The sequence below is a fragment of the Mesorhizobium sp. ESP7-2 genome (assembly GCF_020164715.1).
In the GTDB taxonomy this organism is placed as follows: domain Bacteria; phylum Pseudomonadota; class Alphaproteobacteria; order Rhizobiales; family Rhizobiaceae; genus Mesorhizobium.
This window is the reverse complement of sequence record NZ_JAIUGQ010000030.1, coordinates 1-13,456: the sequence shown is the minus strand read 5'-3', so window position 1 is coordinate 13,456 and position 13,456 is coordinate 1. Positions and strand designations below refer to the sequence as shown.

Annotated in this window: 12 protein-coding genes; 5 read left to right on the top strand and 7 right to left on the bottom strand. The window is 64.4% G+C overall.

Annotated elements, in window-relative coordinates; all coding sequences use genetic code 11:
• Positions 1-67 precede the first annotated feature (67 nt).
• Together LB543_RS23805 and LB543_RS23800 are read right to left on the bottom strand one after the other, a co-directional pair.
• Entirely contained in the window at positions 68-1,417 is a 1,350-nt protein-coding gene (locus LB543_RS23805) for a putative bifunctional diguanylate cyclase/phosphodiesterase (protein WP_140812232.1), read from the bottom strand.
• A 202-nt stretch (positions 1,418-1,619) separates the two neighbouring features.
• Positions 1,620-3,413: a GtrA family protein gene (locus LB543_RS23800; protein WP_224615746.1), complete on the bottom strand. Its 1,794-nt coding sequence runs from the start codon at positions 3,411-3,413 to the stop codon at positions 1,620-1,622.
• 164 nt (positions 3,414-3,577) lie between these two features.
• Here LB543_RS23800 and LB543_RS23795 point away from each other — a divergent pair, with 164 nt between their 5' ends.
• From LB543_RS23795 to gshB, 3 genes are all read left to right on the top strand, one after another.
• Positions 3,578-4,579: a glycosyltransferase gene (locus LB543_RS23795; protein ID WP_224615745.1), complete on the top strand. Its 1,002-nt coding sequence runs from the start codon at positions 3,578-3,580 to the stop codon at positions 4,577-4,579.
• Positions 4,580-4,582: 3 nt separating this feature from the next.
• On the top strand, positions 4,583-4,957 hold the full coding sequence (locus LB543_RS23790) for a GtrA family protein (protein WP_224615744.1): 375 nt from the start codon (positions 4,583-4,585) through the stop codon (positions 4,955-4,957).
• A gap of 121 nt (positions 4,958-5,078) precedes the next feature.
• Positions 5,079-6,023, top strand: a complete 945-nt coding sequence (gene gshB / locus LB543_RS23785) for a glutathione synthase (protein ID WP_224615743.1) — start codon at positions 5,079-5,081, stop codon at positions 6,021-6,023.
• 87 nt (positions 6,024-6,110) lie between these two features.
• On the opposite strand, the gene LB543_RS23780 is transcribed toward gshB, so the two are convergent.
• From LB543_RS23780 to LB543_RS23765, 4 genes are all read right to left on the bottom strand, one after another.
• Positions 6,111-6,716: a TetR/AcrR family transcriptional regulator gene (locus LB543_RS23780; RefSeq protein WP_140760317.1), complete on the bottom strand. Its 606-nt coding sequence runs from the start codon at positions 6,714-6,716 to the stop codon at positions 6,111-6,113.
• A 3-nt stretch (positions 6,717-6,719) separates the two neighbouring features.
• Positions 6,720-7,142, bottom strand: coding sequence for an ester cyclase (locus tag LB543_RS23775; RefSeq protein ID WP_140812227.1), 423 nt, complete (start codon positions 7,140-7,142; stop codon positions 6,720-6,722).
• 62 nt (positions 7,143-7,204) lie between these two features.
• The gene (locus tag LB543_RS23770) at positions 7,205-7,651 is read right to left on the bottom strand and encodes a hypothetical protein (protein ID WP_224615742.1); all 447 of its coding nucleotides are present in this window, start codon (positions 7,649-7,651) and stop codon (positions 7,205-7,207) included.
• Positions 7,652-8,159: 508 nt separating this feature from the next.
• Positions 8,160-8,531, bottom strand: coding sequence for a cupin domain-containing protein (locus LB543_RS23765; RefSeq protein WP_140760313.1), 372 nt, complete (start codon positions 8,529-8,531; stop codon positions 8,160-8,162).
• Positions 8,532-8,979: 448 nt separating this feature from the next.
• On the opposite strand from LB543_RS23765, the gene LB543_RS23760 reads away from it, so the two are divergent.
• Both LB543_RS23760 and LB543_RS23755 read left to right on the top strand, forming a co-directional pair.
• A complete protein-coding gene (locus LB543_RS23760; RefSeq protein ID WP_224615741.1) occupies positions 8,980-10,512 on the top strand; it encodes a YifB family Mg chelatase-like AAA ATPase in 1,533 nt (510 codons plus the stop codon).
• Between the two features lie 85 nt (positions 10,513-10,597).
• Entirely contained in the window at positions 10,598-11,113 is a 516-nt protein-coding gene (locus LB543_RS23755; RefSeq protein WP_224615740.1) for a GNAT family N-acetyltransferase, read from the top strand.
• A 6-nt stretch (positions 11,114-11,119) separates the two neighbouring features.
• Here LB543_RS23755 and LB543_RS23750 read toward each other — a convergent pair whose 3' ends face one another.
• Positions 11,120-13,300, bottom strand: a complete 2,181-nt coding sequence (locus LB543_RS23750; protein ID WP_224615739.1) for a malate synthase G — start codon at positions 13,298-13,300, stop codon at positions 11,120-11,122.
• Positions 13,301-13,456 lie beyond the last annotated feature (156 nt).

Here is a 13,456-nt window from a genome sequence, read left to right as displayed (position 1 = left end):
CGATGGCGTCCGCGCGTGACCCACCAAGCGGCATCGCCGCATGGCGGGCAATGCCGAAATCTGGCGCTCAGACCGCCTTGGCGCGCAAGGCGCCACGGAAGGAATCGCGGAGGTAGCCCAACGTGGCGTCGGCATCGGCCGGCTTGCCGAAGAGATAGCCCTGCCCGCCGGCGCAACCGAACTGGACCAGCCGGTCGGCCTGCGCTTCCTCTTCGATGCCTTCGGCGACCACGTCCATGCCGAGCCCTTCGCACATGGCGAGGATGGCGCGGATGATGTGTTCGGATGGCCGGTCGTCGAGAATGGAGGAGACGAAGGCGCGGTCGATCTTGAGCTTGTCGAAATGGAATTCACGCAGACGGCCGAGCGAGGACTGGCCGGTGCCGAAATCGTCGAGCGAGACGCGAATGCCGACGCGGCGCAGATCCTCGACGATCTGCGCGGCCGAGGCCGGGTCGTTCATCAGGCCGGTTTCGGTGATCTCGATCTCCAGCCGGCGCGGATCGAAGCCGGTGCGGTCGAGGATCGCCAGTATGTGCAGGCCGGTGTTCTGGTCGACGAGCTGGGAGGGCGACAGGTTGAAGGACAGGAACAGGTCCTTCGGCCAGCTCCTGGCGGCTTCGGTCGCCTTGCGCAGCACCAGCTGCGACAGTGGGCCGATGATGCCGCGCTCCTCGGCGATGGGGATGAAGACGGTCGGCGGCACCGCGCCGAGGTCGCGATCGGTCCAGCGCGCCAGCGTCTCGAAGCCGATCGTGCGGCGCGTGGTGAGATCGACGATCGGCTGGAAATGCGGCTCCACCTCGCCGGCGGAGACGGCGCGGCGCAGCGCCTGCTCGATGCGGGTGACGCGTTTGGCGGCCTCTTCCATCTCACGGGTGTAGACGACGACGCGGCCGCGGCCGGAACGCTTGGCATGGTAAAGCGCCGTTTCGGCCTTGTTGATGAGAATCTCGGTGGTCTCGTCGCCGGAATAGAACAGCGAGCAGCCGACCGAGGCCGAGAGCCTGGCGGTGCGCTCGCCGACATCGTAAGGCGCCGACAGGATCTCGATCAGCATGCGGGATTTTTCCGCCGCCGCCTCCTCCGAGAACACCAGGGGGTAGAGGAAGGCGAATTCGTCGGCGCCGATGCGGCAGACGGTCGAATGGCCGTCCATCGAGGCGCGCAGCCGCATCGCGACCTGGATCAGGATGTCATCGCCGGCCTTGTGGCCGAACAGGTCGTTGATCGGCTTGAAGCCGTCGAGATCGAGAATGCCGACGGTGAAGGGCGCGGGATCGTCGGCACGATCGCTGATCAGGCGGTCTACCTTGTCGAAGAAGCGGCGATGATTGCCAAGCCCGGTCAACGGATCGGTGAACGCCAGATCCGTGCTTTCCCTGTTTGCCTGACCGGTGCCAAACGGAGTTTGCATCGGTGTCCCTGCTCGTCCCTGCTTTTGTCGTCGGAATTTATTTCGAGACTGGCAGCAAACCCTTTAGGAAACGTATCCCAAAAACGATTTTTGTAGCCGGAGCACGATCCCGAAAACGGGATCCGGCTTTCGCCGTGACCCGTGCCCAGACGCCGGATACCTTCGTGAAGCCGGCTACAAGAAACTCCAAGCACCCGGATTTTCAGCCGTTTGACTTGACGCGGTAGAGTTCCAGGGGGCTACCCCTAGTCTCCGCCACAGGCTCCAGCCAATCGGGGACGCTGCCGCGCATCAGCCCGGCCAGAAAACCATCCGGCGCCCTGGCCGCGAACAGCCGGCTTTCCGGGTTGCCGCGGCAGAGCGCGACAAGGCCGACATGGTGGCTTTCGACGATGGCTTTGGCGTCGCTGGCCGAGCCCAGCAAGGCATCGAACACGAGCAGGTTTCCAGCGACGTTGCGATGATAGGGCCCGGCGAACACGCGATGACCGGTAAAGGCGAGAATGGGCGAGCCAAGATTGGAGATGGCAAGCACCGTGGTGGGGGCCATCGCGCCAAGCACGGCGAACGAGGCCTTGCTGTTGCAGGGCGCATCGATGCTGGCGTCCGTGGCGGGTGCGGCGGTTGCGAAGGCGCTCGAGGCGGCCTCGGCGGCACCCGACCAGATGGCATTGACCGAGATCAACCAGGCTGCGGCCATCCTGAGCACGGAGCCGCTGGACGGGCTGGCCTCGGCCCGCTGCCGCCATTTGGCGATCCAGGCCGAAAGCGGAATCACCGCGAAGGCGATGGAGAAGGTCGAGCCGCGCACTTCCCAGGCGCTGACCAGGACCGCAGCCACCAGCAGCGCGGCAACGAGGCTGTCCTGCCGCCGCCAGTCGCCACGGCTGAAGCGGAGCGCCATCAGGACGATCGCCACCAGGGGCGTCGCAAAACGCGCCACGGCCCTGGCCGGATCGTCGGCGACAAGCTGAACGATCGACTGCGCCTCCTCGATATAGCCGAGCCACATCCGCTGCAGGCGCGGGTCGAGATGGGCATAGGGCGCCGCCAGGCATTGCGGGAATAGGAGCCCAATAACGAGAGCGAGGGCGGCGGCAAGCAGGCCAAGCGACATCAGGCGCCGGGCCGCCGTTGCGTTGGCGGCCTTCCATGAAGCAATGATTGCCAGGCCGGCGCCGGCAAGCCCCGTGACGGCGAACTGCACGACCGAGAACGTGTCGCACTGGGCCTGGCCCCAGGAAGAGACGGGGTTGGTGGCGGCGAAGACCAAAGCCGAGGCGCCGGCGACGCCGAGGCCGAAATCCTTGGCGATCAGCCTTTCACCGTCACCCTTGCCGAGAAACAGCAGCGCGACGACGGCGCCGAGGGTGCCGGCATAGGGCGCGCTTTCCATGCCGATGGCCAGGGTAAGCGCGGCGCAGATGCCAGCGACAAGGGCAGCCGGCCGATGCGTTGGCGCCTCGAGCAGCAAAGCGAGGCTCGCCAGTGTCAGCATCAGCTGGACATTGTGATGGTCGAGCGCGCCGGGAGAGAAAATGCCGATGTAATACAAGGCAGCCTCGCCGACGACGGCGCCGGGCAGCACGGCGGACGCGCCGGCGAAAGCGCGCGCGGCGCGGATGGTGAAGAAGAGCGCCAGCCAGAACTGCAGCGCAGGCCAGAGCACTTGCACGATTTGTTCGGCCAAGGCAGTGCTGCCCGTGAGGGCCGAAGCGGCAAGGATGCTCAGGGCCAGCGGCGCATCGAGCAGCCGCGACCAGTGCATGACGAAGCCGCCCTCCAGGCCCATCCTGTACTGGTGCAGGTCGAACCAGCCCTGGCCCGCCAGCAGGTCGCGGACTTCGACCAGTTGCAGCAGGCTGTCGTTGTCGCCCGCCGGATTGGCCAGTTGCGGGAATCCCTGCAGGGCCTCGAGCGCCAGCAGCAGCAAGGCGGCAAGCAACGCGAACGCGGTATCGGACTTCCAGGTGGAAGTTCCCCTTGCTGTGCCCATCCCGATCGCCCTTGGCGGGAATGCCGGGCCTTTCCAGGCCAATCGACACTCATGAAGTCGGTCTTAAACCTAGCCTTAACGGCTTCAATAAATAGTAAAACCGCCTGAACGCGGCCGGTTTCCGGAGCGCGACCGCATGGTCGACAAGGCATTCGGAGACGAAAATGCCGCAAGACATCAGCCATGAACCCGTCATCGCCGTGCTCCTGCCTTGCTACAACGAGGAGCTGACCATCGCCGAGGTGGTGCGGCGGTTCCGCGAGACGCTGCCCGCGGCGACCATCTATGTCTACGACAACAATTCGAAGGATCTGACGGCCCTGCGCGCCCGCGCGGCCGGCGCCATCGTGGTTCGCGAGCCGCGCCAGGGCAAGGGCAATGTGGTACGGCGCATGTTCGCCGACATCGACGCCGACATCTATCTGATGGCCGACGGCGACGGCACTTATGCGCCCGACGACGCGCCGCAACTGATCAACACGCTCTTGACCGAGCGGTCCGACATGGTGGTGGGTACCAGGCGCGGCGTCACCGACGATGCCGGCCGCGCCGGGCATGCCTTCGGCAACCGGATCTTCAACGGCCTCTACAAATGGCTGTTCGGCAGCGATTTCACCGACATCTTCTCCGGCTACCGCGTCTTCACCAGGCGTTTCGTCAAGAGCTTTCCCGCCGTCTCCGGCGGCTTCGAGATCGAGACCGAAATGTCGGTGCACGCCTCGCAGCTCAAATTGCCGGTCAGCGAAATCGCGCTCGACTACGGCCGCCGGCCGGAAGGCTCGTCGTCGAAGCTGTCGACCTTCCGCGATGGCGCCAGGATCCTGTGGATGTTCGCCATGCTGATGAAGGAGACGCAGCCGCTGCGCTTCTTCGGCGCCTTTTCGCTGTTCTTCCTGGCTTCGAGCCTGTTCCTGATGGCGCCGGTGCTGGTCGAATTCGCCGAAACCGGCCTCGTTCCGCGCATGCCGACCTGGGTGCTGTCGGTCGGGCTGTTGCTTCTGTCCATGCTGGCGGCGGTGACCGGACTGATCCTCGATTCGGTCTCGCGTGGGCGCGCCGAACAGAAGCGGATCTTCTATCTCTCCATGCCTTCGGGCCGTGTCGAGCGCCGCACGGGCGATGTGGTTCGGAAGCCGGAACGGGGCAAGGCCTCGCGCGCGGCCTGAACGATGCAACGCGTCGTCCGCTTTGTCTTCGCAGGCGGCATCGGTTTCGTCACTGATGCGGCCGCACTCTGGCTGCTGCTCACCGTCACACCGCTCGGGCCGTTCGTCAGCCGCATCCTGTCGATCGGCTTCGCGCTCTGCGTCACCTGGCAGATCAACCGGCACCTGACCTTCTCGCCGTCGCGCAGGGGAATGACAAGGGAAGGCGCCCGCTATGGCGGCGTCGGCGTCGCCACCAGCATCGTCAACTATGCCGTCTATTCGGCCATCCTGTTTGCGGTGCCGGCAATCTCGCCTCTCGTGGCTCTCGCCATCGCTTCGCTGGTGGCCATGGCGCTGTCCTTCCTGGGTTACTCGCGGCTGGTCTTCGACCGTTAGCGGCGTGGCCCGATTGGCAGAAGGCGCCGCGACGCTTATATCGCTGTCAATTCAAAAGTGTTGGAGCGTCCTTGTCCATCCAAGGGGATGCACGTCGCTCCAATTGCGCTGGGAACCTGCCATGAAGCTCAAAATCGCCGTCCAGATGGACCATGTCTCCACCGTGTCGATCGCCGGCGACACCTCGTTCGCGCTGTCGCTGGAAGCGCAGCGGCGCGGTCATCAATTGTTCCACTACACGCCAGACCAGCTGTCGCTGCGCGACGGCAAGGTGTTTGCCCGCGTCGAGGAGATGCAGGTGCGCGACGAGAAGGGCAGCCATTACTCGCTGGGCGAAAAGGTGCGCACCGATCTGTCGGAGATGGACGTCATCCTGCTGCGCCAGGACCCGCCCTTCGACATGAACTACATCACCACGACCCACATCTTGGAGCGTATCCATCCGAAGACGCTGGTCGTCAACGACCCGGCCTGGGTGCGCAACAGCCCGGAAAAGATCTTCGTCACCGAGTTTTCCGACCTGATGCCGGACACGCTGATCACCAAGGATCCGCTCGAGGTCGCCGCCTTCCGCAAGGAATTCGGCGACATCATCGTCAAGCCGCTCTACGGCAATGGCGGCGCCGGCATCTTCCATCTGCTGGAAGGCGACCGCAACCTCGCCTCGCTGCTCGAAATGTTCGGCCAGTTGTTCCGCGAGCCCTATATCGTGCAGCGCTACCTGAAGGATGTGCGCAAGGGCGACAAACGCATCATCCTGATCGACGGCGAGCCGGTCGGCGCCATCAACCGGGTGCCGTCGGAGCACGATTCGCGCTCCAACATGCATGTCGGCGGCCGAGCCGAGAAGACCGAGCTGACCGAACGCGAGCGCGAGATATGCGCCCGCATCGGACCGTCGCTGAGGGAACGCGGCTTTATCCTGGTCGGCATCGACGTGATCGGCGACTACATGACCGAGATCAACGTCACCTCGCCGACCGGCGTGCGCGAAGTGCAACGCTTCGGCGGCGCCGACATCGCCAGTCTTTTCTGGGATTGCGTTGAAGGCAAGCGGCGACTCTAGGCAGCGCCCCGACCTTTGCTTACCGCCACCTGTTGCCACGGGCAGCACGACAATGACCCCGCCACGCAGCCGGCTGACCGCGCTATTTCATTTCCGCGCCGCCGTGACCAACGTTCTGATCGCCCAGCGCTTCACGTCACGCGCTTCCGCATCGTCGAGCTGCAAAACATCCTTGCACACCACCATGGCCTCAGGCCCGAGGATGAGCGCAAGCGCCTTCGCAAGCCTGTCGAGGTCCTCCGGGTGGTACCAATCACGTGCCGGCTCGAGCGCCGCTTCGATCAGCGGTGTGCGTCGGTTCTGGCGGGCAGGGAGGTCGCCGTCCTCGACGGCCCTGGCCCGGCGCTCGATTGACTGGGCCAGCATTGCACGGAGCGCGGGCTCATTCGCGAGGATCATGTCATGCAGGACCCGGTCGGCGCGCTCAACGCGCGCCACCGGATCAGTCGAGGATTCATGCTCGAACAGTTCTTCCGGCCCGGGCACAGCGATGTCGATGGAGGCTTCCAGGAGCAGCGCGTCGATGCTCGGGAAGTAGCGGTAGGCGGTGGCTCGTGAGACCAGCGCCTCCGCCGCTACATCTTCGAGTGCCGGCTGGCGGCCCTGTTTCATGAGCCGCGTCGCGGCTTCAAGCAGGTCCTTGCGGGTCCGCCGCCGTTGGTTCGGCCGTCCGGCCTTACCCGCTCGGGTCATTGATCAGTCCTGTGGCAGTTGCCGAATGATTGCTGCAAGGTCGAGCCAGACATTTTCCCGCTTGATGTCGCCCTGGCTGTTGAACTCTATGACATGGAGCAGCCGGAACTCCAAAGGACGATTGCGGCCTTCAAGCCCAAAGGGTCGGCCTGGCGCGCGGCCCCGCCATAGTGACTCATCCACGAGGAAGCCATCGCCGTAAAGCCTCTTGACGCAATCGACCGAGCTTTCCGCCAGATCGGAAAACGTCGCCTGGTAGAAGGAGCGGGCAGCATCGCGTCCATGTGAGGGTCCGAAGGGCCAGCCGACAACGTCATGCTCGACGTCTTCGGACAGGGTCCGCAGCACGCCTTCGACGTTGTCGCTTGCCTCGAAGCCGAAATGCTCGTCAATCTTCCGATCCATGTCCTTGGGGGTAAGCATCATCTTGGTTCTCATTGTTCGCGGGAATGATGCCGCGGCATCGGCGCGGCGGCGGATTCGCAGTCTTACTTCGTGACGAGCTTGTCGCCGGCCAGACGGGCCTCCGGCGACAGGAAATACATGTGAATGTCGTAGTGCGGAATTTCGTAGCCATGGTGGCCGTTTGGCTCGAACCCGATATCGATGTGATTGATGGGAGGCTGCCGCTTGCCGTCAAACCAAGGCACGAGCTTGTTGTGGGAGACGCCTTCGGCGAAATCCTTCTGTGAAATCATGTACTCCATGCAGGTGATGTGGCCCTCGATCACACAGTAGATGGGTCCGAAGGGCAGATTGGCCGGGTTCGCCCAATGCTCGCCCATGCCGGGCACATAGGGTGAAATCTGCACCACGCCGGCAGGCAGGACCCGGGTTCTCGGCAGTTGACTAAGTTCGGCCTTCAACGATCCGGCAGACGCGCCGCTCGCGGCGCCCATGGCGAGCCCAATTGGCAGCGTCGCTACGAGCAACATTCGAAGGATCGGCCCAGGGGGCGTCCAGCGATGATGTTCAGAGGCATCGGAATGAAATGCTCGGGTCGAAAACATGTGGTTTGATCCTTGGGTGAGACTGAACGATGGCACCTCATAATGAGATTTCTGTCTCATTGAAATAATAATCTTATTAGGAGACGATGGTTTTGACATGCCGGAACACTGGACGCGGGTCGGCCGCGGCAGCTATCGCTCCGGCGAGGGCTGGGATGTTGATCTGATCTCACCTGAACGCAGCGTGGCGGACGGACTTCGTTCAGGGCCCGGGACAGATGGTGGCGCGGGTTCGCACGATGGCTTCAGGCCTCGTGACGGCCGATGTCCGACTGATGAATCGCGCCGGGCGGCATGCAGATCGTCGGCCTGCCCGACAAGGCGGTGACTGCGAGCGCGGACAGGCGGCGCTCCAGGCATCGGCGGCGGACCTGCCCAAGGAAGGCAGCCGTTACCACCTGCCGACCGCGCTCGGCCTGGAGCCTACATCCTACTATGCCTTGGCATACTGCTCGGCACTCATGACTTCGATGCAGACGAAGCGCTCGTTGCCTTCCACCCAGGCGTCGTGGCCCGGCGGAATCGTATAGGACGTGCCTTGCCCAAACGTTTTCTGGGTTCCGTCATTCATTTTGATGGTGATGGTTCCCGAGACGACGTAGCCGACATGCGAAACCTGACAACTGTCGGTCTTGACCACCGGCTTCACGCATTCGGACCATTTCCAGCCCGGCTCCATGTTGAGCCGGCCCAACGTATAGCCGGGAAGGCGCACCACTTCGACGCGCGTCTTGTCCGGCGTGCGAACTTCATCCGGGCTGTTGTGAGACTTGGACGCAAATTTGCTGACTTCCACACCGGCCATGTCATCCTCCCTGTACTCGACGCGGAGCCTGACGTTGCGATTGTCGGAACCGCGACGGATTCATATCCCATTTGGAGCCGGCATACAATTATAAGCAGTTGCTAAAATATATACTGACCGTGCCCGCTCCTCTCCTCTGCGGCGCCGGGTCGAATGGCCTGTTTTCATTTTGTCTTAACCATGTTCCGCTTTCTGCAACCGCATACAAACGCTGTGCAACCCGGGCGGTTACAGGTTCCGAAGATGTTCCGGGTTTGATCGGGGGGCCAATGGAACCCTTGCGTGGGGGCAAACCGAGGGCGAGAGGAGGGCTAGCCTTTCCCACAACATCCGTCCTTTTTGTTCTTGTATTGTTCTTGCCTAAGCCTGAAATCTGTGGTTGTCTTGCGTTGACGTCGCTCGCGGCCTGTTCACAAGGCCCGCGGCGAGCCGGCATCGGGGGCAGAAAATGGTGGCGCGGGTTCGTACGGTCGCTTTCCAGGGCATCGAGGCCGTGCCGGTCGACGTGCAGGTGATGATCGCGCCCGGCAAGGTCAACATGCACATCGTCGGCCTGCCGGACAAGGCGGTGGCCGAGAGCCGCGAACGGGTCCAGGCGGCCCTGCACGCGTCGGGCCTGTCGATGCCATCGAAGAAAGTAACGATCAATTTGGCGCCCGCCGACTTGCCCAAGGAAGGCAGCCATTACGATCTGCCGATCGCACTCGGGCTGATGGCGGCTCTCGGCGCCATTCCGGGCGACATGCTGGCCGGCTATGTCGTGCTCGGCGAACTGTCGCTCGACGGCACCATTACGGCGGTCGCCGGCGCCTTGCCCGCTGCGATCGGTGCCAATGCCGAGGGCAAGGGCCTGATCTGCCCGTTCGCGTGCGGACCGGAAGCGGCCTGGGCGGGGCGGGAATTCGACATTCTGGCGCCGCGCAGCCTGATTGCCATCGCCAACCATTTCCGCGGCACGCAGGTGCTGTCGCGCCCCGAGGCCGGTATCCGCGCCTCGGCGCGCGACCTGCCCGACCTTGCCGACATCAAGGGCCAGGAGACGGCGAAGCGCGCGCTGGAAGTGGCGGCCGCCGGCGGCCACAATCTCCTGATGATCGGTCCGCCCGGTTCCGGCAAATCGATGCTTGCGCAGCGTCTGCCGTCGATCCTGCCGCCGCTGGCGCCGAAGGAATTGCTCGAGGTTTCGATGATCGCCTCGGTGGCTGGCGAGCTCGGCGAAGGCAAGCTGACCGACCGGCGGCCGTTCCGCGCCCCGCACCATTCGGCCTCGATGGCGGCAATGGTGGGCGGCGGCATACGCGCGCGGCCGGGCGAGGTGTCGCTCGCCCATCACGGCGTGCTGTTCCTCGACGAGTTCCCCGAATTCACGCCGCAGACGCTCGATGCGCTGCGCCAGCCGCTGGAGACCGGCGACTGCATGATCGCGCGCGCCAACCACCGCGTCACCTATCCGGCACGCATCCAGCTGGTGGCGGCGATGAACCCCTGCCGCTGCGGCATGGCCGGCGAGCCGGGCTATCGCTGCCTGCGCGGCGAGCGCTGCCGCACCGATTATCAGGCGCGCATCTCAGGCCCGCTGCTCGACCGCATCGATCTCAGGATCGAAGTGCCGGCGGTCTCGGCCAGCGACCTGATCCGGCCCGACCGGGCGGAGAAGAGCGCCGAAGTTGCACTCCGCGTCGGCCGCGCGCGCACCCTCCAGCGCGAGCGCTTCGAACGGCTCGGCGTCAACAGCGCCACCACCAACGCGCATTGCTCTCCCGCGGTCATCGAGGCGATCGCCATGCCGGACGCCGCCGGCCTGTCGCTGCTCAAGGACGCCAGCGAAAAACTCGCCTTTTCCGCACGGGCCTACCACCGGGTGCTGAAAGTCGCGCGCACGCTCGCCGACCTCGACGCCAGCGAGGCCGTCGGCCGCATCCATCTGGCCGAAGCGATTTCTTATCGGATGAGTGCGGAGCGCGTGGCACAGGCGGCGTAGACGCCACCCTCGAATGCACTCGACGATGTGCGTTTCGCGCCGAAGGGTGCCTGCTATGATGGCGCGGGGCTAATCGGGGGCGTGGATGATTTCAGTTTCACCGGCGCGCAGCGCCGAAGATTTCGTGATCATGGCCATGCTCTGCCGCAGGCTTGCGCAATGGGATGTCGACGCGTCCGCACCTCATGGCGTCTCGGAGGAGGATGTAAGGGCGCTCTTCCAGCCGGAAACCAGCGGCCTTCAACTGGCATCGCAATTCGGCGCGCCGAATGCCGTGGCGTTCGTTGCTCGGTCGGGAACCCTGCCGGCGGGTTGCCTCGCCTTCGACCAGTTCGGCGACGACACGGTGGAGCTTCACAAGTTCTTTGTCGACGCATCCTTCCGCGGGCAGGGTATAGGCCGCGCACTAATGGGTGCCGTGCTGGCGGAAATCGAGAAGGGTCCAGCTCGCACGGTGCTAATCCATACGAGTTTTTACATGAAAAGTGCCGTTGGTGTGTATGAGGCGTTCGGCTTCAACCCCTGCGCGCCTTTTCGCGAAACCCCGGCGCATGTCAGGCATACTGACGTATTCCTGTCGCGCGCGATCAAAGGCGTGTGAGGGCTTTCAGGCTGATTCCTGCCTCTCCCGCGCCTTCAGCTCCAGCCGCCGCTTATGCAGCACCGGCTCGGTGTAGCCGTTCGGCTGGCTTGTCCCCTTGAACACAAGGTCGCAGGCGGCCTGGAAGGCGATCGAGCTGTCGAAATCCGGCGCCATCGGCCGGTAGAGCGGGTCGCCGACATTCTGCAGGTCGACGATGGCGGCCATGCGCTGCAGTGAATCCCTGACCTGGATCTCCGAGCAGACCTTGTGGCGCAGCCAGTTGGCGATGTGCTGCGAGGAGATGCGCAGCGTGGCGCGGTCTTCCATCAGGCCGACATCATTGATGTCAGGAACCTTGGAGCAGCCGACGCCCTGGTCGATCCAGCGCACGACATAGCCCAGAATGCCTTGCGCGTTGTTGTCGAGCTCGCGCTGGATCTCGTCGGGCGTCCAGTTCGGCCGCACGGCCACCGGCACCGACAGGATGTCGTCGAGCCTGGCCTTCGGCCGGCTCTTCAGCGCCGCCTGCACGGCGTGCACGTCGACCTTGTGATAGTGCGTGGCGTGCAGCGTCGCCGCCGTCGGCGACGGTACCCAGGCGGTGTTGGCGCCGGCCTTGGGGTGCGCGATCTTCTCGACCAGCATCGCCGCCATCAAATCGGGCATCGCCCACATGCCCTTGCCGATCTGGGCATGGCCGGCGAGCCCGCATTCGAGACCGGTGTCGACATTCCAGGCTTCGTAGGCGGAAATCCAGGTGGCCTGCTTCATGTCGCCCTTGCGGATCATCGGGCCGGCTTCCATCGAGGTGTGGATCTCGTCGCCGGTGCGGTCGAGGAAGCCGGTGTTGATGAACACCACGCGCTCGCGTGCCGCGCGGATCGCCTCCTTGAGGTTGATCGTGGTGCGCCGCTCCTCGTCCATGATGCCCATCTTGATGGTGTTCCGGGCCATGCCGAGCAAAGCTTCGACTCGGTCGAAGATGTCGACCGCGAAGGCGACCTCCTCCGGCCCGTGCATCTTTGGCTTCACCACATACATAGAGCCGGCGCGGGAGTTCATCCGCCGCCCCTTCGGCCCGACATCGTGCAGCGCGATCAGCGCCGTTATCGCGGCGTCCATGATGCCTTCCGGCACCTCGCTGCCGTCGCGGTCCAGGATCGCCGGATTGGTCATGAGGTGGCCGACATTCCTGACCAGCATCAATGAGCGGCCAGGCACGGTCAGCGTGCCGCCGGCAGGCGCGGTATAGACGCGATCGGGGTTGAGCTTGCGGACGAAACTCTTGCCGCCCTTGCTGATCTCTTCGGCCAGGTCGCCCTTCATCAGGCCGAGCCAGTTGCGGTAGACGACGACCTTGTCCTCAGCGTCCACCGCCGCGACCGAATCCTCGCAGTCCTGGATGGTGGTCAGCGCCGATTCCAGGATGACGTCGGCAATGCCGGCCGGATCGGTGCGGCCGATCTGGTTGGCGCGGTCGATCAGGATCTCGACATGCAGCCCGCTTTTCACCAGGAGCACGGCTTGCGGATTAGCGGCGTCGCCGCGATAGCCGACGAATTGCCTGGGATCGGCCAGCGTCGTCGAGCCGGCGCCTTCGCCGACCTTCAGCGCGCCGTTCGCGACGGACAACCCGTTGACGCCGGCCCATTTGCCCGTGGTCAGCGGCACCGACTGGTCGAGAAAGTCCTTGGCCCAGGCGATGACCTTGGCGCCGCGCGCCGGGTTGAACCCCTTGCCCTTCTGCGCGCCATCGGTTTCAGGAATGGCGTCGGTGCCGTAGAGCGCGTCGTAGAGCGAGCCCCAGCGCGCATTGGCGGCATTCAGCGCATAGCGCGCGTTCATCACCGGCACGACGAGCTGCGGCCCGGCGACGACGGCGATTTCCGGATCGACATTTTCGGTCGAGACGCTGAAGGCCGGACCTTCCGGAACGAGATAGCCGATCTCCTTCAGGAACGCCTTGTAGGCGTCCATGTCGATGGGCGCGCCATTGTCGCGGTACCAGCCGTCGAGCTTTGCCTGCATGGCGTCGCGTTTTGCCAGCAGCGCCCGGTTCTTGGGCGCGAGATCATGGACGATGACTGAGAACCCGTCCCAGAAGCGCGCCGCTTCGATGCCGGTGCCGGGTAGCGCTTCGTCGACGACGAAGCCATGCAGCTCGCGGGCAATGCGCAATCCGGCGATCTCGATGCGATCGGTCATCAGGCTACTCCAGATGAAAGGCTTTGCGGGGCGTTTGGCATGTTTGGGGTTGCGGGGTCAATTCGGCTTAGGGTGAAGGCAGGGCTGCGAACTCGGGTTAACGCGCTTTGGGGATTGCGGCTGATCTGATTCCATGGGGGTCCCATGATTCGGAGC

Coding starts and splice junctions, on each gene's coding strand:
- LB543_RS23805 (WP_140812232.1), bottom strand. CDS start 1,417: ATGCAAACTCCGTTTGGCACCGGTCAGGCAAACAGGGAAAGCACGGAT.
- LB543_RS23800 (WP_224615746.1), bottom strand. CDS start 3,413: ATGGGCACAGCAAGGGGAACTTCCACCTGGAAGTCCGATACCGCGTTC.
- LB543_RS23795 (WP_224615745.1), top strand. CDS start 3,578: ATGCCGCAAGACATCAGCCATGAACCCGTCATCGCCGTGCTCCTGCCT.
- LB543_RS23790 (WP_224615744.1), top strand. CDS start 4,583: ATGCAACGCGTCGTCCGCTTTGTCTTCGCAGGCGGCATCGGTTTCGTC.
- gshB (WP_224615743.1), top strand. CDS start 5,079: ATGAAGCTCAAAATCGCCGTCCAGATGGACCATGTCTCCACCGTGTCG.
- LB543_RS23780 (WP_140760317.1), bottom strand. CDS start 6,716: ATGACCCGAGCGGGTAAGGCCGGACGGCCGAACCAACGGCGGCGGACC.
- LB543_RS23775 (WP_140812227.1), bottom strand. CDS start 7,142: ATGATGCTTACCCCCAAGGACATGGATCGGAAGATTGACGAGCATTTC.
- LB543_RS23770 (WP_224615742.1), bottom strand. CDS start 7,651: ATGTTGCTCGTAGCGACGCTGCCAATTGGGCTCGCCATGGGCGCCGCG.
- LB543_RS23765 (WP_140760313.1), bottom strand. CDS start 8,531: ATGGCCGGTGTGGAAGTCAGCAAATTTGCGTCCAAGTCTCACAACAGC.
- LB543_RS23760 (WP_224615741.1), top strand. CDS start 8,980: ATGGTGGCGCGGGTTCGTACGGTCGCTTTCCAGGGCATCGAGGCCGTG.
- LB543_RS23755 (WP_224615740.1), top strand. CDS start 10,598: ATGATTTCAGTTTCACCGGCGCGCAGCGCCGAAGATTTCGTGATCATG.
- LB543_RS23750 (WP_224615739.1), bottom strand. CDS start 13,300: ATGACCGATCGCATCGAGATCGCCGGATTGCGCATTGCCCGCGAGCTG.